The 23,869-nt window shown below is 68.2% G+C and carries 21 protein-coding genes; 10 read left to right on the top strand and 11 right to left on the bottom strand.

All coding sequences use genetic code 11. From position 1 onward, the window contains the following. The first annotated feature begins 91 nt into the window (after positions 1 to 91). Positions 92 to 481 (top strand): DUF2237 family protein, encoded by a 390-nt coding sequence (locus tag IBX18_RS17675; RefSeq protein ID WP_040737431.1) that lies wholly within the window; start codon positions 92 to 94, stop codon positions 479 to 481. A gap of 164 nt (positions 482 to 645) precedes the next feature. Here IBX18_RS17675 and IBX18_RS17670 read toward each other — a convergent pair whose 3' ends face one another. Beyond that, positions 646 to 1,524, bottom strand: coding sequence for a TetR/AcrR family transcriptional regulator (locus IBX18_RS17670; protein ID WP_194834709.1), 879 nt, complete (start codon positions 1,522 to 1,524; stop codon positions 646 to 648). Positions 1,525 to 1,629: 105 nt separating this feature from the next. Here IBX18_RS17670 and IBX18_RS17665 point away from each other — a divergent pair, with 105 nt between their 5' ends. Further along, complete coding sequence (locus tag IBX18_RS17665) at positions 1,630 to 2,541, top strand: NmrA family NAD(P)-binding protein (RefSeq protein ID WP_194834708.1); 912 nt, start codon at positions 1,630 to 1,632, stop codon at positions 2,539 to 2,541. A 36-nt stretch (positions 2,542 to 2,577) separates the two neighbouring features. On the opposite strand, the gene smc is transcribed toward IBX18_RS17665, so the two are convergent. Further along, positions 2,578 to 6,192 (bottom strand): chromosome segregation protein SMC, encoded by a 3,615-nt coding sequence (gene smc, locus IBX18_RS17660; protein ID WP_194834707.1) that lies wholly within the window; start codon positions 6,190 to 6,192, stop codon positions 2,578 to 2,580. A gap of 482 nt (positions 6,193 to 6,674) precedes the next feature. Here smc and IBX18_RS17655 point away from each other — a divergent pair, with 482 nt between their 5' ends. Beyond that, entirely contained in the window at positions 6,675 to 8,720 is a 2,046-nt protein-coding gene (locus IBX18_RS17655; protein ID WP_194834706.1) for a hypothetical protein, read from the top strand. Positions 8,721 to 9,010: 290 nt separating this feature from the next. On the opposite strand, the gene IBX18_RS17650 is transcribed toward IBX18_RS17655, so the two are convergent. Further along, entirely contained in the window at positions 9,011 to 9,436 is a 426-nt protein-coding gene (locus IBX18_RS17650) for a DUF1707 domain-containing protein (protein WP_135232492.1), read from the bottom strand. 197 nt (positions 9,437 to 9,633) lie between these two features. Between IBX18_RS17650 and IBX18_RS17645 the strand changes: the two genes are divergently transcribed. The 3 genes from IBX18_RS17645 to IBX18_RS17635 all read left to right on the top strand — a co-directional run bounded on the left by IBX18_RS17645 (position 9,634) and on the right by IBX18_RS17635 (position 12,748). Next, a complete protein-coding gene (locus IBX18_RS17645) occupies positions 9,634 to 10,719 on the top strand; it encodes an S-(hydroxymethyl)mycothiol dehydrogenase (protein WP_194834705.1) in 1,086 nt (361 codons plus the stop codon). Further along, positions 10,716 to 11,339 (top strand): MBL fold metallo-hydrolase, encoded by a 624-nt coding sequence (locus tag IBX18_RS17640; protein WP_194834704.1) that lies wholly within the window; start codon positions 10,716 to 10,718, stop codon positions 11,337 to 11,339. Before IBX18_RS17645 ends, IBX18_RS17640 begins: the two co-directional genes overlap by 4 nt. A gap of 245 nt (positions 11,340 to 11,584) precedes the next feature. Beyond that, positions 11,585 to 12,748, top strand: a complete 1,164-nt coding sequence (locus tag IBX18_RS17635) for a Cmx/CmrA family chloramphenicol efflux MFS transporter (RefSeq protein ID WP_194834703.1) — start codon at positions 11,585 to 11,587, stop codon at positions 12,746 to 12,748. Positions 12,749 to 12,855: 107 nt separating this feature from the next. On the opposite strand, the gene IBX18_RS17630 is transcribed toward IBX18_RS17635, so the two are convergent. The 8 genes from IBX18_RS17630 to IBX18_RS17595 all read right to left on the bottom strand — a co-directional run bounded on the left by IBX18_RS17630 (position 12,856) and on the right by IBX18_RS17595 (position 19,564). After that, complete coding sequence (locus IBX18_RS17630) at positions 12,856 to 13,311, bottom strand: DUF350 domain-containing protein (protein ID WP_194834938.1); 456 nt, start codon at positions 13,309 to 13,311, stop codon at positions 12,856 to 12,858. Next, positions 13,311 to 14,492 (bottom strand): glutathionylspermidine synthase family protein, encoded by a 1,182-nt coding sequence (locus tag IBX18_RS17625; protein ID WP_194834702.1) that lies wholly within the window; start codon positions 14,490 to 14,492, stop codon positions 13,311 to 13,313. The genes IBX18_RS17630 and IBX18_RS17625 overlap by 1 nt, the downstream gene beginning before the upstream one ends. Then, positions 14,492 to 15,226 carry a hypothetical protein gene (locus tag IBX18_RS17620; protein WP_194834701.1) on the bottom strand — a complete coding sequence of 245 codons (735 nt, stop codon included), beginning with the start codon at positions 15,224 to 15,226 and terminating at the stop codon, positions 14,492 to 14,494. The genes IBX18_RS17625 and IBX18_RS17620 overlap by 1 nt, the downstream gene beginning before the upstream one ends. A gap of 31 nt (positions 15,227 to 15,257) precedes the next feature. Then, entirely contained in the window at positions 15,258 to 15,545 is a 288-nt protein-coding gene (locus IBX18_RS17615; RefSeq protein WP_194834700.1) for an acylphosphatase, read from the bottom strand. Further along, complete coding sequence (locus tag IBX18_RS17610; protein WP_194834699.1) at positions 15,545 to 15,982, bottom strand: OsmC family protein; 438 nt, start codon at positions 15,980 to 15,982, stop codon at positions 15,545 to 15,547. The genes IBX18_RS17615 and IBX18_RS17610 overlap by 1 nt, the downstream gene beginning before the upstream one ends. An 88-nt stretch (positions 15,983 to 16,070) precedes the next feature. After that, a complete protein-coding gene (locus IBX18_RS17605) occupies positions 16,071 to 16,778 on the bottom strand; it encodes a response regulator (RefSeq protein WP_194834698.1) in 708 nt (235 codons plus the stop codon). A gap of 56 nt (positions 16,779 to 16,834) precedes the next feature. Continuing rightward, on the bottom strand, positions 16,835 to 19,336 hold the full coding sequence (locus IBX18_RS17600) for a sensor histidine kinase KdpD (RefSeq protein WP_194834697.1): 2,502 nt from the start codon (positions 19,334 to 19,336) through the stop codon (positions 16,835 to 16,837). Between the two features lie 69 nt (positions 19,337 to 19,405). After that, on the bottom strand, positions 19,406 to 19,564 hold the full coding sequence (locus IBX18_RS17595) for a hypothetical protein (RefSeq protein ID WP_194834696.1): 159 nt from the start codon (positions 19,562 to 19,564) through the stop codon (positions 19,406 to 19,408). 299 nt (positions 19,565 to 19,863) lie between these two features. Between IBX18_RS17595 and IBX18_RS42110 the strand changes: the two genes are divergently transcribed. The 4 genes from IBX18_RS42110 to kdpB are packed head-to-tail and all read left to right on the top strand — an operon-like array spanning position 19,864 to position 23,868. Next, positions 19,864 to 19,947: a potassium-transporting ATPase gene (locus IBX18_RS42110; protein WP_067449012.1), complete on the top strand. Its 84-nt coding sequence runs from the start codon at positions 19,864 to 19,866 to the stop codon at positions 19,945 to 19,947. Further along, positions 19,944 to 20,030 (top strand): K(+)-transporting ATPase subunit F, encoded by an 87-nt coding sequence (kdpF, locus tag IBX18_RS43425; protein WP_246181372.1) that lies wholly within the window; start codon positions 19,944 to 19,946, stop codon positions 20,028 to 20,030. The genes IBX18_RS42110 and kdpF overlap by 4 nt, the downstream gene beginning before the upstream one ends. Then, on the top strand, positions 20,031 to 21,701 hold the full coding sequence (gene kdpA, locus IBX18_RS17585; protein WP_194834695.1) for a potassium-transporting ATPase subunit KdpA: 1,671 nt from the start codon (positions 20,031 to 20,033) through the stop codon (positions 21,699 to 21,701). A gap of 1 nt (position 21,702) precedes the next feature. After that, complete coding sequence (gene kdpB / locus IBX18_RS17580; RefSeq protein WP_194834694.1) at positions 21,703 to 23,868, top strand: potassium-transporting ATPase subunit KdpB; 2,166 nt, start codon at positions 21,703 to 21,705, stop codon at positions 23,866 to 23,868. Position 23,869: the final 1 nt, after the last annotated feature.

The following is a 23,869-nucleotide window of genomic DNA, read 5'->3' as shown; positions in this document are numbered from 1 at the left end:
CGCTTTACCACGCCGCCCCGGCGCAGAGACACAACCCCCGAGATTTCTTGTCCTGCGGAACTTCTCGCGAGGTGGCAATAGGATCGGCGACGTGACCGATCGAAACGTGCTTGGGGGGCCGCTGGAAGAGTGCGGCACCGATCCTCTCACCGGCTTCTACCGGGACGGCTGCTGCAGCACCGGGCCGGAGGATCTCGGTAGCCACACCGTGTGCACCGTCGTCACGGCCGAATTCCTGGAGCACCAGGCCTCTATCGGCAACGATCTGAGTACGCCGCGCCCGGAGAACAACTTTCCGGGCTTGCAGCCAGGAGACCGGTGGTGCGTGGTGGCCGTGCGGTGGCTACACGCGCATGAGGACGGTGTCGCCGCACCCGTAGTGCTGGCCGCCACGCACGAAAACGCCCTGGAAGTGATCTCGATGGACATCCTGCGTAAGTACGCAGTAGACGTCCCCAACGACGTCAGCGACCTCTTGTAAGCCCGCCCATCCGGGCCACGACCGCTGATGGCACGTGTCACTTATGTGCCATCCGGTCCCGTCCCCAGACAAAGCGATTCAAATCACAGCCCCGGTATCCCTTCACGATCAACGGGACATAGCGTCGGTGACAAGCCGCTCGGCCCGCCGCTATGTCCCGTCGATCATGGCCGGCGGGCGGCGGCGCGTTGGCGGTGCGCTTTTTGGCGGCACGCCGCCGAGCAGTAGCGGGGGCGGCGGCCGGTTCCGGTGTGCCGAACCTGCGCGTCGCATACCGGGCAATGCGGCTCGCCGGTTTCGTTACTATCCGCTGATTCGTTACGCATATCAGCGTCCGCCGAGCGATTCGTTACGACCGGGGTGGCGCGCATCGCGTCGAGGACCAACGCGGCGGCGCGGTCGATCCGACCTTCGGACCGCCGAAGCCGTTGGATGGCAACGCAGCCGGTGAAAATGGCCAGCACCTCGGGCACCTCGATATCCCCGCGAACCGTGCCTTGCCGCTGTGCGGCCAGCAGTAGCGCCCCCAGCGCCCGATGGAAACGCTCCCCCGCACTCATCAGCAAGGCCCGCGGCCAGCCGTCGTCGGATTGCACCATGTCGCAGAGCGCCTCATTGCCCGGTGTCGACACCACCACCTCGGTGCAGAACTCGAAGAAGGCGGCGCCCGGATCCGGCGCATCGAGGTAGGCGGCGGCCAGCTTCGCCAGCCGGTCGACCCGCTGCTGCATAACCGCTTCCAGCAGATCGAATTTCGTCGGAAAGTGCCGATAGACGGTGCCCGCTCCGACGCCGGCCCGCCGGGCCACCTCGGCCAGCGACACCGACGGGCCGTGTTCGGCAAATGCCCGCTGCGCGGCCGCCAATACGAGCGCGCGGTTACGTCTGGCGTCGGCCCGCGCGGCAGGGCTCGGAGCGGGAGTACTCGATGCCGCAGGACGCGACACGGCTGACCTCAGCGCGGCAATACTCGGCGCGGCGGGACTCCACGCCGCACGACTCGACGCGGCGGGACTCGATGTCGCCGTGACCGGAGAACTCATTTCGTTACGGCCTTCCCTTGCATGACCTGGCGAACCGGGTCCCAGCGCCCGTATGGTCCGAAATGCGGGTCGCCCGACCCGATTCTATCGACAGAGAAGGCACGCATGTCCCCTCAGCACAACCTCGTCCTGGTCACCGGAGCCACCGGCAAGCAGGGCGGCGCGACCGCCCGCAGGCTGCTGGCCGACGGCACGGCGGTGCGGGCGCTGGTCCGCGACCCGCACGCCCCCGCCGCCCAGTCCCTGGCCGCCGCCGGCGCGGAGCTCGCCGTCGGCGACTTCGACGCTCCCGACACACTGTCCGCCGCACTCGCCGGTGTCACAGCACTTCTCGCGGTGCCGCCCGCCGTCTACGACCCGCAGGGCTGGGACGTCGACCGCGAGGCGCAGCGCGGCATCGCCCTGGTGGACGCGGCGCGCCGGGCCGGGGTCGAGCAGATCGTGTTCACCGGTATCGCCTCGTTCAACTCCGACGACGCATGGGGTGCGGACGGCAAGACTCGCATCGAAGAGGCCGTCGCCGCCTCCGGCACCCGCTACACCCTGCTGCGCCCGGTCCGCTTCATGGAGAACTACCTCATGCGCGGTATGCCGATAGACGGCATCGTCGACGGCGTCCACCGGCACCTCTTCCCGGCGGACCGACCGCTGAAAGTCATTGCCCTGGCCGACATCGCCGACATCGCCGCGCTGGCCTTCGCCGACCCCGACCGCTTCCACGGCCGAACCCTGGAGCTCGCGGGCGATGCCCTCACCCCACCGGACGCCGCCGCAGCGATCGCCGCGGCGACCGGCCACCCGGTCCGCTACCAGGAGCTCGACGAATCAGCCGCGGCCGAGCTCGGCGAGATGATCGCGGACACCTGGCGTCTCGTGCGCGCCACCGGCGGCTGGCACGCCGACATCGCGGCCACCCGCGAAATCCACCCCGGCCTGCGCACATTCGACACCTGGCTCGCCGAAACCGGTGCCGCCCAGATCAAATCCCTCCTGGACAGCGTGAGCGCACTGCGCTGACACCAGGCCGCCGAGCAGGAGAGGTCGGGGGGTGGTCTACGCAGCGCCCACCGGCGCGAGGTTCTCCCCGCGCATCCGCTGCGAGATCACCTGGGTGATGCCGTCACCACGCATGCTGACGCCGTAGAGCGCGTCGGCGATCTCCATGGTCGGCTTCTGGTGGGTGATGACGATCAGCTGGCTCTTCTCCCGCAGCTGCTCGAACAGCCCGATGAGGCGGCGCAGGTTGGTGTCGTCGAGCGCGGCCTCGACCTCGTCCATCACATAGAACGGAGACGGGCGGGCACGGAAGATGGCCACCAGCAATGCAACCGCGGTGAGCGACTTCTCGCCACCGGAGAGCAGCGACAGCCGCTTGACCTTCTTGCCGGGTGGCCTGGCCTCCACCTCGATGCCGGTGGTGAGCATGTCGGACGGGTCGGTGAGCAGCAGCCTGCCCTCACCGCCGGGGAACAGCTTGGAGAACACGCCTACGAACTCCCGCTCGACGTCCTCCCACGCCTCGGTGAACACCTGCAGAATCCGGGCGTCCACCTCGGCGACCACCTCGAGCAGGTCCTTGCGCGCGTTCTTGACGTCTTCGAGCTGGGTGGCCAGGAAGTTGTAGCGCTCCTCGAGCGCCGCGAATTCTTCCAGCGCAAGCGGATTCACCTTGCCGAGGGTGGCAAGGTCTTTCTCGGCGCGTTTGGCGCGACGTTCCTGGGTGGGCCGGTCGTACGGCATCGGCGCGGGCGCGGTGACCTGTTCGCCGCGCTCCTTGGCCTGCTCGTACTCCTGCCACTCCAGGTCCGACGGCGGCAGCGGCACGTCGGGGCCGTACTCGGCGATCAGATCGTTGAGGGCGATGCCGAACTGCTCGGAGATGGTCGTCTCGAGCTGCTCGATGCGCAGCGCCGCTTGGGCTTTCGCCACTTCATCGCGGTGCACCGCGTCGGTGAGCTGGGCCAGCTGGGTGGACAGCGCGCGCACCCGCTCCTTGACCTGCTCGACCTGGGCGGCGGCTTCGCCACGACGGCGGACCAGATCGTCGCGCCGGGTACCGGCCTCGGCGACCACCTTTTCCAGTTCCGCGGCGATCTTGGCCCCGGATTCCGCGACCGCGGCGGCGACCTCGGCGGCTTTCTTGCGCGAGGCCTGGGCACGTTCGGCGCGAGCCCGCGTCTCGCGTTCGGCGCGCGCCGCCCGGCGCAGCGAATCCGCCTTGCCGCGAACCGATTCCGCGCGTTCCTCGGCGGTGCGCACGGAAAGACGCGCCTCCACCTCCATCGACCGCGCCTCGGCCAGCGCGGCCGCCGCCTCCTCGCGTTCGCGGCCCGCGGACTCGGTGCCCGCGGTGGCGCCATCGGAGTCGATCTCGGTTTGTTCGAGCTCGGCATTGCGCAGCCGGTCCTCGATCTCGGCGAGCGAGGTGAGCGCTTCCTCCCGGGCCGTCTCGGTCTCCGTGCGTTGTGCGAGCAGCCGCTCGCTGTCGGCCTGCGCGGTGCGGGCGGCGTGGCCGAGCCTGCCGAGCCGGTCGTAGATGGCGACCAGCGACTGGTCGGATTCGTGCAGGGCGAGCAGCGCCTGGTCGACGGCGTCCTTGCGATCGGCCTGTTCGGCGAGCGCGCCAGACAGCGCCGCCTCGAGCTCTTCGGCTCGTCGCTGTGCCGCGACGAGATCAGCCTTGGCGTTGTCGATGTCGGCCTGGATCTCCAGCTGACTCGGTGCGCGATCGGATCCGCCGAGCAGCCAACCGGATCCGGTGAGGTCGCCGTCGCGGGTGACCACGCGCACGTCCGGTCGGGACGCGACCACCGACCTGGCGGTGGCCAGGTCGTCGGCGACCGCGATACCGGCGGTCAATGCCGTGATCGCGCCGCGCACGCTGTCCGGGCACTCGACCACGTCGGTGAGCCAGCGCGCCGCACCCGGCAGCGGGCCGAGCTGCGGACGCGAAACACCATCGGCACCGAATACCAGTGCGGCGCGCCCACCATCGGCGTCCTTCAACGCGCGGATGGCGTCGTGCGCCGACTCGCCGGTGTCCGCCGCGACGGCGTCCGCGAGCGGACCGAGCGCGGCGGCGACCGCGGCTTCGAATCCGCCGTGCACCCGCAGCAATCCGGACAGCGGCCCGAGCAGACCCTGCGACCGATGCTCCACCAGCCAGGCGGCACCGTCACGGCGGGCCAGACCCATGCCGAGCGCCTCGATCCGCGCCGTCAAGGACGCGACCCGCTTGCTCGCCTCGCGGTCCTGTTCGCGCAGTTCGGTGACCCGCTGGTCGGCCAGTGCGAGCGCCTGCACCGCGTGCTCGTGCTGCGCGTCCAGGCCGGCCTCGCCGGCGTCCAGCTCGCTGAGTTCGGCCTGTACCGCGTCGAATTCGGTCTGTGCGGCCTCGCCGCGGTTCCTGGCGTCGGCGATCGCCGTCGTCAACCGGGCGATCTCGCCGTCGTAGGACTGGGCCCTAGTGCGCAGTGTGTCGACCTTGCCGACCAGCCGGGCGACACCTTCGCGCCGGTCCGCGATGGCCCGCACCGCGGCCAGGTGCGCCTGCTCGGCGGCCTTGGCGGAGTGCTCGCGTTCGGCCAGCGCGTCGCGGGCCGCCTCCAGCGTCTCGGTCGCGATCTCGACCGCCTCGCGCAGCTCGGCCTCCTCGGCCTCCACCCGCTCGGCTTCGGCCTCCAGCTGCTCCGGGTCACGGCCGCTGCCGACCGGCGTCTCGGTGTCGAGATGCCGGGCGCGGTCCTGTGCAATCCGGATGGTCGCGTTGACCCGCTCGGCCAGCGCGGACAGCTGGAACCAGATCTGGGCGGCGGCCTCGGCACTCGGCGTCAGCCGGGACAGCTGGAATTCCTGCTGCGCCAGTGCGGCATTGGCGGCGTCGAGTTCGCTCTGCACGTTGATGTGCTGCTCGCGCGCGTAGGCTTCCTTGCTCTGCTGGCTCTCCAGTTCCCCGCGCCGGGTCACCAGGTCGTCGGCGGCCAGGCGCAGGCGCGCATCGCGCAGGTCGGCCTGCACGGTCTGCGCCCGCCGGGCCACCTCGGCCTGCCTGCCGAGCGGTTTGAGCTGGCGGCGCAGTTCGGTGGTGAGGTCGGTGAGGCGGGCCAGGTTGGCCTGCATGGCCTCGAGCTTACGAACGGCCTTCTCTTTGCGCTTGCGATGCTTGAGCACGCCCGCGGCCTCTTCGATGAACGCGCGCCGGTCCTCCGGGCGCGACTCCAGAATGGCCGAGAGCTGACCCTGTCCGACGATGACGTGCATCTCGCGGCCGATGCCGGAGTCGCTGAGCAGCTCCTGCACATCCATCAGCCGGCAGGAGCTGCCGTTGATCTCGTATTCGCCGGCGCCGTCGCGGAACATCCGCCGCGTGATGGACACCTCGGCGTAGTCGATGGGCAGTGCGCCGTCGGAGTTGTCGATGGTGAGGGTGACCTCGGCGCGGCCGAGCGGCGCGCGGCCCGCGGTGCCCGCGAAGATCACGTCCTGCATCTTGCCGCCGCGCAGCGCCTTCGCGCCCTGCTCGCCCATGACCCAGGTCAACGCGTCGACCACATTGGACTTGCCGGAGCCGTTCGGACCGACCACGCAGGTGATCCCCGGCTCCAAGCGCAGCGTCGTCGCGGACGCGAAGGACTTGAAGCCCTTCAACGTCAGGCTCTTGAGATGCAAGTTCGACGACCTTTCCGTTTTCGTCGGTTCCGCAAGCTGCCCGTTGCCGGGCCATCGCGCACGCCCGTTCTGCCTGATCAACAGAGGCGAGCGACCAGTCATGGTATCCATCGAGCGCCGGGCACGCAGGACGCGGGACGGCCCCCGTGGCCGCGCGGCGGTTCGGCGACACACGTAGGTTATCGAGTCATCCCGCGATATCCCGTATTTCAATGTGCCCGAAGTTTGCCGGACGCGTCGTCCCTAGTGTCTACCGCACCGGATCCGATGCCGCGACCGACGCGCCCACCACATGCGGGACCATAGCGCGCGCAGACGACACGCGTGCCGCCCGCAGGTAACGAATGCGGGCATCTTGTTCGACCTCAGCGGAACCTTTACACCAATAGACCGACCGACTCGCCGCACGCCCTGCCACACGGCGACGTCGCCGCATACGATCCAGTCTGATTCGCCAGCGGGAATGTTTGGAGCGCCAGAGGATGCCAGCCCCAGCCGGGACCAGTACGGCGTTCCGGCTTGCCCGCATCGCGCTGCTGCTGCTCGGTAGCCTGCTGTTCCTCTACGCGTGTGAGAACAGCAAGAGCGCGCTGCTGGCGGACAAGTGGGTTGAGGTCGCCATCGCGGGCACGCTGTTGGCCGCCGGGCTGGGGGCGGCCTGGTTCGAGGTCAAGTTGACCGACTATCTCGATGAGGATGAGGACGGACCTCAGGGGGTGCGGGCCGAAAGGCGTACGGGGCGGGCGGAGATGCGCGGGGGGCGCGCCAAAGATCGTGTAGCGACCAGAGATCCTGCGGGGGCGACAGGTCGTGCTGGGGTGAAGGGCCGTGCGGGGGCGCACGGTCGGGCGGGGGCGAAGAGTCGTGCCGTGGCGGGCAAGGACCGCGCCGAAAACCGGGAGTTCCTGGTCGAATCCGAGGGCTGGTCGATGCGCGCCAAGATCGCCCGGTCCGGTGACCTGATCTTCCACGGTCATGATCTGGGCGGCACCTATCCCGCCTACGAATGGATGTGGATCTTCCACCCCGATACCTTTTCCGAGATCCGGGCCGCCCTCGGTGACGACGAAGGCGATATCCTGGAACTGCTCGAAGAGGTTGTCCCGCAACTGGATCGGCACGGTAGGCACGATCCCGGTGCCTGGCTGCGCGCGCACGATATTCCGGCTACCTATCGCGAGAAGGGTGTCAGCGCCACTCAGGAAACCCGGGAACTCCCGGTCCTGCAGCCCGGTCTCCCCCAACCGGCGCCCCGGCGCGACGTGCCCGTTTCCGCGCGGGCGCACCGCAACGAGCCGCCGTCTAGTCGCGAGTACCGCGATGCCGCGCCCGTATTCGACGAAGACTCCGTCGGGCCGGACGTACCGGCGCGCACCCGGCGAGACGCTCTCGCACCCGCGAGATCTCGGGGTGAGGACGCCGGACCCGGCTGGCCACAACGGGATCCGGAGCCCGCCCACGCGCGTTGGCAGGCCGAGGCAAGCGCACCGTATGGCGACATTGCGCCCACGTCCAGCGCGGAACCCACACCGTGGCGTTCCTCGGCACCTACTCCACGCGAAAACGTCGAGCCCGCCCGGCCGCTGTACGAGGAGGCGGAACCAGTGCGCGCACAGTGGAATTCCGGGGTCGCCGCATATCCGCCGCACGCAGATATCCAACCTGCCCGGTCACCTTACGAGGAACCCGAACCCGCACGTGCACAGTGGCATTCCGCCGCACCGACATATTCGCCGCGTGAAGACTTCGCGCACGCGGCACCTCCGTACGAGGCTGCGGGACCGTGGCAAGAGGATCCCGCGCCGTCCTACGGCAATTCCGCACTGCCCTACAGCAACCCCGCATTGCCCTACGAGAATCCCGCACCGGCTTACGAGAATCCCGCAGCGTACGAGAATCCCGCAGCGTCGTATGACGACCCCGCACCGCACTGGCCCACCCGGGACGAGACCGCACGTCCCCCACTCGAACGGCGCAACTCCAAACGGTCTCAGCACGCGCAGCCGGACACCGAATGGCCGCAACACGACTCCGCTCCCGCGCGGTCGCCGTACGAGGACCCGGCCGCCGCCCGGGCGCGGCGGGAGCGACTCGACGCGATCCAGGCACAGCTGGAGAACCCTTCGCTCGCGACGGAGCGGCCGTATCGCAGGGAAGCTGCTCAGCCCCAACACCATTCGCGGCGCAGGGAACCGGACAATCCCCTGCCGCTGCAACGCAGAGGCAGTTCGCCCCTTCCGGACGACTACCCGGCAGCCCCGCGATACGAGCCGCTTTCGCCGTCCCGGCAACGACCCGCGCCGGAAGCCGAGCCGTCCTGGCCCGAGCGCTCCATGCCCCGTCAGCGGCAGGCGCAGCCCGAGCCGCCGTCACGGCAGCGCGACGAATACTCCCGCTGGGCGGATCAGTCGCCCGCCGAGTACGACGAGCCCCCCGCGCGCCGCCACCGCAGGTCGAGCCCGCCACCGAATTCCGCGGGCACCGGTCGGCACGCGCAATCGCACAGCGCTACGCCACGCTGGCCGTAGGCCGGATCGCTCTTCGCGCAGCTCCGACAGCTGCCGCCACCTCCGAGGTTCCGGCACCGAGGGTGAACTAGCCGCTGCAACAGGTGCCACACGCCGACGGCCCTCGTCAGCTGACCAGGCTCAGTTCAGGCGACCGCGCCCAGGCGGGCCGACCATGCTCAACGCGGCCAGCCAGACTCAGCCTGGGCGATCACGAACAACGCAGGCGAGCTGGCTCAGCTCCGGCGATCATGCTCACCTCAGGTGACCCCGCTCAACTGAGGTGAGCACCTCGATCCAAGCGGCCGTGCTCAACGCAGGTAGCGCGAGCAGCGACCCGACTCGAACCCGGTCAGCATGCGGAACACCAGAACCGCACCCCACGGCCCGATCACCCAGATCGGCCACGGGTAGGTGAACTCGCCAACGCTCAGCGAGATAGCACCCCAGATCAGCAGGACGAGCACACTGACACCGAGCCAGCTGCTGCCTTCGATCTTCTGCCAGATCGGGATGCGAGACCCCGAGTCCGCCTTCGCCGCAGTCTCTTTCGGCAGCTTGGGCAGATCCGACAGCACCAGCTGCAGATCGTCCGTGGTCGTGGTCGCGTACACCTTCGCGGCGCGCTCGTCGTACTCGGCGAGGTCGATCCGGCCGTCCTCCAGGTGCCTGGTGAGCAAGCGCACCACCTTCTCACGTTCGGCGTTCGAGGCGCGGGTACCGGGCGATATGTCCATACCGAATTTCCTTATCGACGGTTCCACCCTCCACAGTGGAATATCTTCAAGCATGAATCCTCCACTATGGAATGTCAACCCTCGGCCGCTCGATGCCACCCGGCGGTGGTGCCGCCCTGCCGAGCGCGGCAGTATGGACGGTGCTCAGCTCGCGGGCGCACCGGTTCCGCGTCGACGAAATCTCCTAGGAGGCATAGGTGTCGGAAACCGTGCGCGGTGTCATCGCCCGCAGCAAGGGCACGCCGGTCGAGATCGTCGACGTGGTGATCCCCGATCCCGGCCCGCACGACGTGGTGGTGCGGGTGCAGGCGTGCGGCGTCTGCCACACCGACCTGCATTACCGTGAGGGCGGCATCAACGACGAGTTCCCGTTCCTGCTCGGACACGAGGCCGCGGGCATCGTCGAAACCGTCGGCGACGCGGTCACCCACGTCGAGGTCGGCGATTACGTGGTCCTGAACTGGCGGGCCGTCTGCGGCGAGTGTCGGGCCTGCAAGCGCGGCCGTCCCTGGTACTGCTTCGCGAGCCACAACGCGAGCAAGAAGATGACCCTCACCGACGGCACCGAACTGAGCCCCGCGCTCGGCATCGGCGCCTTCGTCGACAAGACGCTGGTGCACGAAGGACAGTGCACCAAGGTCGATCCCGCCGCCGACCCGGCGGTCGCCGGCCTGCTCGGCTGCGGCGTGATGGCAGGCATCGGTGCCGCGATGAACACCGGCAACGTGTCCCGCGGCGACACCGTCGCGGTGATCGGCTGCGGCGGTGTCGGCGACGCCGCCATCGCCGGCGCGCGGCTGGCCGGCGCGAAGACCATCATCGCGGTCGATCGGGACAAGCAGAAGCTGGACTGGGCCACCGATTTCGGCGCGACCCACACCGTCGACGCGACCACCGAGGACGTGGTCGAGAAGATCCAGGAGTACACCGACGGCTTCGGCGCCGACGTCGTCATCGAGGCGGTCGGCCGCCCGGAAACCTGGAAGCAGGCGTTCTACGCCCGCGATCTGGCCGGCACCGTCGTCCTGGTCGGCGTCCCCACGCCGGACATGACCCTGGACATGCCGCTGATCGACCTGTTCTCCCGCGGCGGCGCGCTGAAGTCCTCCTGGTACGGCGACTGCCTGCCCGAACGCGACTTCCCGACCCTGGTCGACCTGCACCTGCAGGGCCGCCTGCCGCTGGAACGCTTTGTCACCGAACGTATTTCACTCGACCAGGTAGAGGCGGCGTTCGCCGCGATGCACACCGGCGATGTGCTCCGTTCGGTGGTGGTCCTGTGACGAACATCGAACGCGTCGTCACCTCCGGCACCTTCTCCCTCGACGGCGGCACCTGGGACGTGGACAACAACGTCTGGCTCATCGGCGACGAGCACGACGTCCTCGTCGTCGACGCCGCGCACAATGCGGACGCCATCGCCGAGGCCGTCGGCACCCGCAACGTCGTCGCCATCCTGTGCACGCACGGCCACAACGACCACGTCACCGTCGCACCGGAATTGAGCACCCGGCTCGACGCTCCCATCCTGCTGCACCCCGCCGACGACCCGCTCTGGCGGATGACGCACCCCGACGTCGACTACCGCTCACTGGCCGACACCCCCCGAATCACCGTGGGCGACACCGACATCGACATCCTGCACACCCCCGGCCACTCCCCCGGCTCGGTCTCCCTGCACCTGCGCGAAGCCGCCGCCCTCTTCACCGGCGACACCCTGTTCTCCGGCGGCCCCGGCGCCACCGGCCGCTCCTACTCCGACTTCGACACCATCATCGCCTCGATCCGCGACCGCCTGCTCACCCTCCCCGACGAAACCACCGTGCACACCGGCCACGGCGACACCACCACCATCGGCACCGAAAAGCCTTCCCTCGCCGAGTGGATCGCCCGCGGCCACTAATTCCCTTGCCGTCACCCACGGTGCCGTTGCTATGGTGCCGGGCGTGACTTCTCCCGAGGCGTCCAGACTCTAGCCACCTGTCGAACGACCAGGTGGCGTCCCCTCGCCGTGCGCGAATCGACCTGCCTACCCGGTCGTTCGGCCCTGAGCGTCGTCCCATCGGGGCGATTTCTGCTCTGCCTCCCTCCGTTGCCGCTTTGCGCCGGAGGGCGGCGTGGTGTCGAACAGAGTCTGGGAGTCTTTGTATGCCTGTTGTCATTTTCGTCTTGGGTGTCGCCGTGTTCGCGCAGGGGACATCGGAATTCATGTTGTCGGGGCTGCTCGAGCCCGTCGCGGCGGATGTCGGAGTTTCGCTCGGCTCGGCCGGGTTACTGACGTCGCTGTTCGCCGTCGGAATGATCGTCGGCGCGCCACTGATGGCGATGGTCGCCGGTCGTTGGCCTGCCCGGTACGCGCTGACCGGATGCTTGTCGTTGTTCATCGCCGCGCACGTCGTCGGCGCACTCACCACCACCTTCGGCGTGCTGCTCGCCACCCGCGTGGTCGCGGCGGTAGCGAACGCCGGATTCCTCGCGGTCGCACTCGCCGCGCTCCCCGCCCTCGCCGGCCCGCACCGGGTCGGTCGAGCGACCTCCATCATCCTGTCCGGAGTGACACTCGCCTGCATTGCCGGCGTCCCCGCGGGCGCTTTCCTTGGTCAGGCACTCGGCTGGCGATCGGCCTTCTGGGCAGTCGTCGTCGTGAGTGTGCCCGCCCTGGTCGGCACTTGGTCGCTGGTTCGAACGGAAACCGGGAAAGCGGAAGCGACCGACGGAAGTTCCCTGTGGGAAGAGTGGCGCACGCTGAGTCTGCCGCGCGTGCGAATCATGCTGGTACTCGGCGCCGTGGTGAACGCAGCGACCTTCGCCGCCTTCACCTACCTCGCGGTGATCACCACCAACATCAGCGAAGCAGGCCCCGGATGGGTGCCGATAATGCTTGCCCTCTTCGGAATCGGATCTTTCCTCGGCGTTACACTCGCCGGCCACTACGCCGACCGATCCGCCCACATCATTCTCTCGACGGGATCAGTTGCCCTACTGATCATCTGGACCACAACCGCCCTGATCGCCAACTACCTCCCCGGCCTCCTGATCATGGCAACAATCAGCGGTGCCACCTCTTTCGCCGTCGGCTCCACAGTGATCGGCCGCATCGTCACCACCGCAACCCCAACCGCCCCACACCTGAGCGGCGCCTTCGCCACCGCCGCCCTCAACATCGGTGCCGCCCTAGGCCCAGCCACCGCAGGCCTGGCCATCAGCACAACGGGCACAACCACATCCGCCCTATGGACCAGCGCAGCACTGGCCCTAGCAGCCACCGCTCTCACCCTTGCAACCCCGGCAACCCAACCCAGCACACACTGACCACCCACGCCCGTGAGTGGCACATGACGATGGCAAACGTCGAGTGGCGCACACCGTGGTGTGCCACTCACGGCGGTGGTCAGCCGTGGTGTGCCGCTCGCGGGGGGTCAGAGGATGGCGAAGGCTACTACGAGGCCGAGGGCGAAGTGGGCGGCGGCTACTACCAGGACTTCGGTGGTGTAGGTGTCGGCGTGCAGGGCGGTGCCGATGTCGATGCCGAGGACTTTTTCGATGACGCGGACCGAGATCACCTGGGCGATGATGCCGACGAGGCCGTAGACGAGGGCGGCGATGAGGCCTTCGGAGAGTTTGCCGCCGCTGCCGACCGCCAGGATGGCGAGGACGACGATGAAGGCCATGCTGATCATGCCCGCGGCGGTGACGATGATCGCGTTGGGCTTGCCCTCGATGACGAGCCCGCGCAGGTGGCCGGGGGTGGTCAGGTCGATGGCGTAGAACCCGACGAGCATCAGGACCAGACCGATGAGGGCGTAGAGAATGATGGCTCCCACGCCCTCGCCGAGCGAGCTCCAGTACCCCGATTCGAGGGCGACTGCGGTCATCATGATCCTTCCGGAGTGGTTGTGACGATGCGGTGCGGGACGAAGGCCGAGCCGTCGTCGGTGATGAGTCCGGCGGTCTCCCGGATGCCGAGCCCCGCCGCGGTGTCGCCGACCATCCAGGCACCCAGCACGGGGCGCATGTCGTCGAATTCCGGTAGCGGATCCAGCAATTGGTAGACGTAGCCCTCTTCGCCGTAGATGCCGCCGGTGGCGGTTTCCAGACCGGCGCCGACGATGGTCATGTTGGCGCCCTCGCGACCGAGCTTCGGCTTGCGGATGTATTCGGTGAGCTCGTTGGGCTGATCGAGGTAGGCGGGCAACAGATTCGGATGCCCGGGGTACATCTCCCACAGGATCGCGAGGATCGCCTTGTTGCTGAGCAACGTCTTCCACAGCGGTTCGATCCACATGGTCTGTGGCAGACTGCCGACGACCCGCTTGCCGAAGTCGTCGTCGAGGGCCCATTCCCACGGGTAGAGCTTGAAGATCGCCTCGATCGGCGCCTCGGCCAGATCGACGAAACGCTCCAGCTCCGTGTCGAATCCGACCTCTTCGATCGGCAGCGCGATGGTGTCGAACCCGGCCTCGGCCGCGGTCTCCTGCATGTAGGCGGTGGTGACGTTGTCCTCGCCGGTGGCGTCGGCCCCGGACCAGCTGAAGTGCAGCTGAGCGGTCGGCAGGGTGTCGCGCAGCTCGGTCCAGCGCTCGACGAGCTTCTCGTGCAACGAATTCCATTGATCGCCGCCGGGATAGAGCGCGGTCAGCCAGTGCCACTGCACGATTGCCGCCTCGAGCAGCGAGGTCGGCGTATCCGCGTTGTACTCCAGCAGTTTCGCCGGACGACGCGCGTCATAGCGCAGGTCGAACCGCCCGTACACGTAAGGGTCGTTGCGCCGCCAGGATTCGGTGATCGGCGCCCAACTCCATTCGGGCAGACCGAAATCCTTGAACCGCTCGGTGAGCACGACATGTTCGACGGCGTTGAGGCACATCGAATGCAGCAGCTCGACATCGGCTTCGAGCGCGAGGATCTCGTCCATCTCGAACTCGTAGTGCACCGACTCGTCCCAATACGGCCGCGGCTGACCGCTGGCGTCGCGACCGGGCACACCGTAGACGAGGCCCTGGCTCTCGGTGATCTGCTGCCAATCCGGCCGGGGCGTACTGCGTATCCGCCGCACTACGATCCTCCGCCGGTGCTCTTGCTGCCGAGCCCGCCGCGCTGAATGGTGGTGCCGCTCTTCGTCTTTATCTCGGCACTCTTGGGTTTCACGGTGGTGCCACCCGTGGGCGGCTGGCCGATGGTCGATGTGCCGCCGTAGTGGTAGCGATACTGCGGCCCGCCACCGAGGATGATCAGGCCAGGACTGACGCCACCGACGAAACCGGGACGTCCGTCGCCGCAGTAGCGGTCCTCGACCACGATCTCCTGACCGTTCTCGACCTTCACACACGACGCGGTGACCTTGTCCGGCGCGGAGATCGCGCGGTAGGCGAGGTAACCGCCGCCGACCAGCGCGGCGACGCCGACGATCGCGACACCGCCGATCATCACCCGCTTACGCGTGCGCTTCTTCGCGTCATCCGCCGCGGCGGCAGTCCGCTGCGCTTCGGCGGCCCGCTTACGCGCCTTGTCCCTGGCCCGCGCCTCGGCCACCGTCGGCGGGCGCGGTTGGGTGACGCCGGGCTCCTGGCGCTGCACGCTGCCCGGCCGTGGCGGTGCGGGCGATTCCGGAAGGTCGGTTGGCTGGCCGGGGATGGGCGCCGGCTGCCCGGGTGCGGCACCGAGGCCGGCCAGATTCGGGTCGGATTCACTCGGCCCGGTAGGGGTCGCCTCGTGCGCCCCCGACGGCTGCGCCGCGGACTCGTCCGGCTGATTCCCCGGACGCTCGTCGCCAGGATTGTGCGTGCTCACTGTCGAGTCCTCGTCCTATCCCGGCCCACCACTACCGCTCCTCGAATCCGGTCATATCACCCCGCGCGGGCTCCCAGCTTTCCACAACCAAGGTCACCCGACCAGGTGTATCTCCGGAACGTAGCAGTTCGAGCAACCGCGCGCAGTCGTCGCGCCGCCCCTCCCCGACCACGTGCACCCGCCCGTCGCGTGCGTTGGTCGCATGCCCGGTCAGCCCGAGTTCCAACGCGCGCGACCGCGTCCACCAGCGGAAACCCACCCCTTGGACGCGGCCGTGCACCCAGGCGCTCAGCCGGACGAGCTCGTCGGATTCGCCCATCAGGCTTCGACGTCGAAGGACAAAGTCACCTTCGTCCCCGCCTGCAAAGTCCGGCCGACGGTGCACGCCTTGTCGATCGCGCGCTGCACGGTAACCAGCAACCGCTCCCGCGCCTCCTGATCCAATTCGCTCAGGTCGAGCTCGAACGTCTCTTCCAACTGCGGATAGAGCTCGTTCTCCCGATCCGCGTCACCGGACACCCGAATGGTCGCGTCGAAGGAATCGCCGAGTTTGCGGGAGAGCGAGAAATCCGCGCTCAGCCCCGAGCAACCGGCCAGCGCGATCTTCAGCAACTCACCGGGGGTGAAGGCTCCGGGCACGCCCTGCGAAGCGATCAGCACCTCGCCGCCGCGCGAACTGCGCCCGGTGTAAGCCCGCGTGCCGGTGCGCTCGACCCATAGCTCGGTCGGTGCCTGTGCGGATGTCTGTTCAACCATGGGTTCGATCCTGCCATTGTCGTCGGAGTTCGCTCACGCCTGGCAACGCGACAAGCCCGGTCCCGCATTCCGGCGGTCCGCGCGACAACTACTCCTGGAACCGGTATCCCATCCCCGCCTCGGTCAGCAGATGCTTGGGATGCGAAGGATCATCCTCGAGCTTGCGCCGCAACTGCGCCAAATACACTCGCAGATAGTGCGTTTCGGTCGCATACGCCGGCCCCCACACCTCACGCAGCAACTCCTTGCGGCCCACCAGCTTCCCCTTGTTGCGCACCAGCATCTCGAGCATCCCCCACTCGGTGGGCGTGAGATGCACGGTCTCGTCGTTCTTGGTCACCTTCTTGGCGGCGAGATCGACGGTGAAGGACGAGGTCACCACCACCGGATCGGAGGAGTCGGTGTCGGCGGCCCCGCGCCGGACCGCGGCCCGCAGCCGGGCCAGCAGCTCGTCCATCCCGAACGGTTTGGTGACGTAGTCGTCGGCGCCGGCATCGAGCGCCTCGACCTTGTCCGCCGAGTCGGTGCGCGCGGACAGCACGATCACCGGCGCGGAGGTCCAGCCGCGCAAGCCGGCCAGCACCTCGATGCCGTCGATGTCGGGCAGGCCGAGGTCGAGGATCACCACATCGGGGTGTTTGTCGGCGGCGGCCCGCAGCGCGCCCGCGCCGGTCTCCGCGGTGATCACCTCGTAACCGCGGACCGACAGGTTGATCCGCAACGCACGCACGATCTGTGGTTCGTCGTCGACCACCAGCACCTTGATCGCCGGGGCTTCCTGTTTTTTCTCGGTCATCACGGCTTCCTGTGTGGTCCGGTTATGCGCGGCTCCGACTGTCGATGTATCCATCATCAGCTGCTCGCTTCCGTTTCGTCGGCAGGCAGGTCCACGATCATGGTCAATCCTGTGCCGGGGGTCGGTTCGGCGTGCACGGTGCCGCCCATCGCCTCGACGAAACCGCGCACCACCGACAGGCCGAGTCCGACGCCGGTGCTGTTGTCGCGGTCGCCGAGCCGCTGGAACGGCTCGAAAAGCTGTTCCTCGGTGCCCGGCGGTACGCCGGGACCGACGTCCACCACCGCGATCGACACGCGGGCGCCGTCGCGTTCGGCGGTCACCCGCACCGGTGTGTCGCGCGGCGCGTGCCGCAGGGCGTTGTCGATCAGGTTGGCCACCACGCGTTCCAGCAACCCGGCGTCGGCGCGCACCGAGACATCGCCGACCTCCACCTTCACCCGATCCATCGCCGCGCGCCGCAGCCCACGCGCGCCCATCCCGACGCTGACCAGAGCCCGGTGCACCACCTCGTCCATGTACACCCGTTGCAGTTGTGGCTTCACCACCCCGACGGCCAGCCGGGACGAGTCGAGCAGGTTGCCGACCAGCGCGGTGAGCTGGTCCACCGATTCCTCGATGGTTTCCAGCAGTTCGGTGGTGTCCTCGGCGGAGAACTCGATGTCGTCGCTGCGCAGGCTGGACACGGCGGCCTTGGCCCCGGCCAGCGGCGTGCGCAGGTCGTGGCTGACCGCGGACAGCAGCGCGCGGCGCAACCGGTCGGCCTCGAGCAGGGCCGCGGCGGCGCTGGCTTCCTCGGCGAGTCGAGATTGGCGTACCAGCCCGGCCGCCTGGTTGGCGACGGCATTGAGCACCGGCCGATCGGCCGAGGCCAGCGGGCGCCCGGCCAGTAGCAACCAACTGGACGCGTCGCCCGCCTGAATGGCGGTTTCGGCGTCGGCGGCGCGCTGCGGCGGATTCGGGCCCACCGCGGCGATCACCTGCTCACCGCACAGCATGCTCACCGCGCGCAACCCGTAGGTCTCACGGACCTGTTCGAGCAGATTGGGCAGATCCGCGCCGTGCAGCACGGCACCGGCGAACAAGGTCAACAGCTCGGCCTCCTGCGAGGCCCGCCGAGCCTGGCGGGTCTGCTTGGCCGCTGTATCGACCAGCGCCGCCACCGCGACCGCGACGAACAGCAACACCACCACCGTGACGAAGCTGTCCGGCTCGGCGATGGTCAGGCTGTAGCGCGGCACGGCGAAGAACCAGTTCAGCAGCAGCCCGGACAGCAGCGCCGAAAAGGCCGCGGGGACAACGCCGCCCAGCAGCGCGACGGCGACGACGCCGATGAAGAACACCGCGCTGAGCCCGCCGAGCTGGAGGTAGCCGTCCAGGAACACGGCACAGATTCCGCACACCGCCAGCGGCACGAGCACCGCGGCGAGCCAGGCCCGGATCGGCTGGCGCGGCATCAGCGAACCCCGGCGCAGACCACGGTGGGCTTCCTCGTGGGTGACCATGTGCACGTCGATCTTGCCCGACTGCTGCACCACCGCCGACCCGATGCCCTCGTCGACCATGCGCGCCCACCGGGACCGCCGGGAGGTACCGAGGACCAGTTGGGTCGCGTTCACCTCGCGCGCGAATTCCAGCAGCGTGGCGGGCACATTGTCACCGGTGACCGTGTGCAGCGAGGCATCCAGGCTGGCGGCCAGTTCGCGCAGCCGAGCCAGCCGTTCGGTGGAGACACCGGCCAGCCCGTCACCGCGCACGACGTGCACCAGCACCAGCTCGGCACTGGCCTTGGTCGCGATGCGGCTGGCGCGGCGCACCACCGTCTCCGACTCCGGGCCGCCGGTCACCGCGACGACCACCCGCTCACGCGCCTCCCACAGATCGGTGATCTTGTGGTCGGCCCGGTACTTCGCGAGGGCCGCGTCGACCTGGTCGGCGAGCCACAGCAGCGCCAATTCTCTTAGTGCGGTGAGATTCCCGGGCCGGAAGTAGTTGCGCAGCGCCGCGTCTACCTTGTCGGCGGCGTAGACGTTGCCGTGAGATAGCCTGCGGCGCAACGCTTCCGGGGTGATGTCGACGAGCTCGACCTGATCCGCGCCGCGCACCACCGCGTCCGGCACGGTCTCCTGCTGCTGAATGCCGGTGATCTGCTCGACCACATCGTTGAGGCTCTCCAGGTGCTGCACGTTGACCGTGGAGACCACATCGATCCCCGCGGCGAGCAGCTCTTCGACGTCCTGCCAACGCTTTTCGTGCTTGCTGCCGGGCACATTGGTGTGCGCGAGCTCATCGACCAGCGCCACCGCGGGCGCGCGCCGCAGCACCGCCGCCAGATCGAGCTCGGGCAGCAGCGTGCCGCGATACTCGAGCATCTTGGGCGGTATCCGCTCGATCCCCTGCAACAGTCCGGCGGTCTTCGCTCGGCCGTGCGTCTCGACCACCGCAGCCACCACGTCGCGGCCGCGCTCGAGCCGCCGGTGTGCCTCGCCGAGCATGGCGTAGGTCTTACCGACTCCCGGCGCGGCGCCGAGGTAGATGCGTAGTTGGCCGCGTTTCACTCGTCCATCATTGCGTGTCGCGGCCCCGGCGCGGCGCACCCGCGGGACAGGACGGCGCGCTGCGTCCGATCACCGGACATCGAAGGCACCGGGTTCTCCGACGCGGGCCCGGTCGCCGTCCACGACCAGGCCGGGCACGTGCCGCTCGTCGCGGCGGGCGCCCAGCGCGCGGATCAACAGCGCACAACACACGAACCCGATGATGACGGCGACGGTGACAGCCGACATGACGTTCCTCTCTTGCGACCAATGCGGACAACCGGTTGCGCTGGAGGGGTCCGCCTGGCCGGCTCTCCACTACTACCGCCACGCAGGGAGATCGGACCGATCTTTACGGTGTGTTGACGCCATCGCCGCATTCTTTGACGGCATCCTTTCAGCTATCCCCGGCCGGGGTGTAAACGAAACGCAAAGGCAACCGTTTCGCGCGCAAAGGAGTCGTAAGGAACCTCGGCACGCGCCTGATCGAAGACTTGACTCGCCAAGGCGCGCTCCACAACACGAGCGCTTGATGGAGGTTGGTCAACATGTCTGTCGTGGTGTTCACGGTGCTCACCGTGGCGATCTTCGCCCTGCTGGGCCTGATCCAGCGCGGGGTGGAAAAGCTGTGATAGCGAACCTGATCGGTCTGGTTCTCGCCATCGCCGTCGCGGTCTACATGGTCGTGGCGCTGCTTTTTCCCGAGAGGTTCTAGGTGAACACGACAACGGCGGGGATCGCCTTCGCGGCGTCCCTGATCATCGCGCTCGCCCTGGTCCATGTACCGCTCGGCGACTACATGTACCGGGTCTACAACAACACCAAGCACGCCCGCGCGGAGCGCGTGATCTACAAGGCCATCGGCGTACAACCGGAGGTTGAGCAAACCTGGGGCGTCTACGCCCGCAGCGTGCTGGCGTTCTCCGCGGTCAGCATTCTGTTCCTCTTCTTCTTGCAGCTGCTGCAGGGCAGGCTGCCGCTGCACCTGAACGACCCGGGCACCGAGATGACGCCCGCGCTGGCCTGGAACACCGCCGTCAGCTTCGTGACGAACACGAACTGGCAGAACTACTCCGGTGAGTCCACCCAGGGGCACCTGGTGCAGATGGCCGGGCTCGCGGTGCAGAACTTCGTCTCCGCGGCCGTCGGCATGGCCGTCGCGGTCGCGCTGGTGCGCGGCTTCGCCCGCAGGCACACCGGCGACCTCGGCAACTTCTGGGTGGACCTGGTGCGCGGCACCCTGCGCATCCTGCTGCCGATCGCCTTCGTGTTCGCGATCGTGCTGGTCGCCGGTGGCGTGATCCAGAACTTCCACCTGCACGATCAGGTCGCGCAGACGCTGAACGGCACCGAGCAGACCATGCCCGGCGGGCCGGTGGCCAGCCAGGAGGTCATCAAGGAGCTCGGCACCAACGGCGGCGGCTTCTACAACGCGAACTCCGCGCACCCGTTCGAGAACCCCACCACCTGGACGAACTGGCTCGAGATCTTCCTCATCCTGATGATCAGCTTCTCGCTGCCGCGCACGTTCGGCCGGATGGTCGGCAGCAAGAAGCAGGGCGTTGCCATCGTCGCGGTGATGGGCACGATCGCGATCATCAGCGTAACGCTGAGCAATATCTTCCAGCTGGCCCACCACGGCACCGTGCCCACCGCCATCGGCGCGTCCATGGAGGGCGTGGAAACCCGGTTCGGCGTGGCGAATTCGGCGACGTTCTCCGGCGCGACCACGCTGACGTCCACCGGTGCGGTCGACTCGTTCCACGACTCCTACACCAGCCTCGGCGGCATGATGACGATGTTCAACATGCAACTCGGCGAGGTCGCGCCGGGCGGCGTGGGCTCCGGGCTCTACGGCATGCTGATCCTCGCGATGATCACCGTCTTCATCGCGGGCCTGATGGTCGGGCGCACACCGGAATACCTCGGCAAGAAGATCACGCCACGCGAAATCAAGCTCGCCGCTTCGTATTTCCTGGTCAGTCCGCTGATCGTGTTGGTAGGCACCGCGATCGCGATGGCGCTGCCCGGTCAACGCGCGGGCATGCTGAACTCCGGCCCGCACGGACTCTCGGAAGTGTTGTACGCCTTCACGTCCGCGGCGAACAACAACGGCTCCGCGTTCGCCGGCCTCACCGGCAACACCGAGTGGTACAACACCGCACTGGGTCTGGCCATGGTCTTCGGCCGGTTCCTGCCGATCATCTTCGTGCTCGCGCTCGCCGGGTCGCTGGCCAAGCAGGGCAATACTCCCGAGTCGATCGGCACGCTGCCGACGCACCGGCCACAGTTCATCGGCATGGTCGTCGGTGTGACGGTGATCCTGGTCGCGCTCACCTTCCTGCCCGCACTCGCGCTCGGGCCGCTCGCTGAAGGAATCCACTGAAATGACCACACCAACGACCGAAATCACCAGCGCTCCAGACGAGTTTGCCGAGTCGAAGAAGCAGCTGGAACACAAGCGCGTCGCGCGCGGAGCGCTCGATCCGACGATGCTGCTCACCTCGCTGCCCGACGCGGTACGCAAGCTCGACCCGCGCACCATGTGGCGCAACCCGGTGATGTTCATTGTCGAGATCGGCGCGGTCTGGGCGACCGTGCTCGCGATCGCCGACCCCACCTTCTTCGCCTGGGCGATCGTGGTGTGGCTCTGGCTCACCGTCATCTTCGCCAATCTCGCCGAAGCGGTGGCCGAGGGCCGCGGCAAGGCACAGGCCGACACACTGCGTAAAGCCAAGACCGACACCGTCGCACGACGTTTGGTGGACTGGACACCCGGCGGGCCGATCGTCGAGGAAGGCGTCGCCGCACCGGAACTGCAGCGCGGCGACCACGTCGTCGTCGAGGCGGGGCAGGTCATCCCCGGCGACGGTGACGTGGTGGAAGGCATTGCGTCGGTGGACGAATCGGCGATCACCGGTGAATCCGCGCCGGTGATCCGGGAATCCGGCGGCGACCGTTCCGCGGTCACCGGCGGCACCACCGTGCTGTCCGATCGGATCGTCGTCCAGATCACCCAGGAGCCGGGCAAGAGCTTCATCGACAAGATGATCGCCCTGGTCGAGGGCGCGAGCAGGCAGAAGACGCCCAACGAGATCGCGCTGAACATCCTGCTCGCCTCGCTCACCATCATCTTCGTCTTCGCGGTGGTGACCCTGCAGCCGCTGGCGATCTTCTCGAAGGCGAACAACCCTGGCGTGCCGGACACTTCGGCGCTGGACGGCAACGGCATCACCGGCATCGTCATGGTCTCGCTGCTGGTCTGCCTGATCCCGACCACCATCGGCGCGCTGCTCTCGGCCATCGGCATCGCGGGCATGGACCGGCTGGTGCAGCGCAATGTGCTCGCCATGTCCGGCCGCGCGGTCGAGGCGGCCGGCGATGTGAACACGCTGCTGCTGGACAAGACCGGCACCATCACCCTCGGCAACCGGCAGGCCGCGGAGTTCGTTCCGGTGCCGGGCATTTCGGCCGACGAACTGGCCGATGCGGCGCAGCTGTCCAGCCTCGCCGACGAGACGCCGGAAGGCCGCTCGATCGTCGTCTACGCCAAGCAGGCGTACAACAAGCGCGAGCGCACGCCCGGCGAACTGACCGGCGCGACCTGGGTGGAGTTCACCGCGCAGACCCGCATGTCGGGCGTCGACCTGGCCGACGGGCACCAGCTGCGCAAGGGCGCGGCCAGTGCGGTCATCGAATGGGTTCGCGCACAAGGCGGCACCGTGCCCAGCGAGGCCGGCGTGATCGTCGACGGCGTGTCCGCCTCCGGTGGCACACCGCTGGTCGTCGGCGAGCTCAGGGACGGCACCGCCCGGCTGCTCGGCGTCATCCATCTCAAGGACGTCGTCAAGCAGGGCATGCGGGAACGCTTCGACGAGATGCGCCGGATGGGCATCCGCACCGTCATGATCACCGGCGACAACCCGTTGACCGCCAAGGCGATCGCCGACGAGGCGGGCGTGGACGACTTCCTCGCCGAGGCGACGCCGGAGGACAAGCTGGCGTTGATCAAGCAGGAGCAGGACGGCGGGCGGCTGGTCGCGATGACCGGCGACGGCACCAACGACGCGCCCGCCCTGGCCCAGGCCGATGTGGGTGTCGCCATGAACACCGGCACCTCGGCCGCCAAAGAAGCGGGCAACATGGTCGATCTGGACTCCGATCCGACCAAGCTGATCGAGATCGTCGAGATCGGCAAGCAGTTGCTCATCACCCGCGGCGCGCTGACCACGTTCTCCATCGCCAACGACATCGCCAAGTACTTCGCGATCCTGCCCGCGTTGTTCATCGCGCTGTTCCCCGGCCTGGACGCGCTGAACATCATGCGGCTGCACAGCCCGCAGTCGGCGATCCTGTCCGCGGTCATCTTCAACGCGATCATCATCGTGGCGCTGATCCCGCTCTCGCTGCGCGGGGTGAACTACACGCCGAGCAACGCGTCGAAGTTGTTGAGCCGCAACCTGACCATCTACGGGCTCGGCGGCATCATCGCGCCGTTCATCGGCATCAAGCTCATCGACCTCGTCGTCCAACTCCTCCCTGGGATGTCCTGAC

Source organism: Nocardia sp. XZ_19_369 (genome assembly GCF_015355715.1).
GTDB lineage: Bacteria > Actinomycetota > Actinomycetes > Mycobacteriales > Mycobacteriaceae > Nocardia.
Note: the sequence above shows the minus strand (reverse complement) of the source record. Positions and strands in the feature narration are given on the sequence as shown.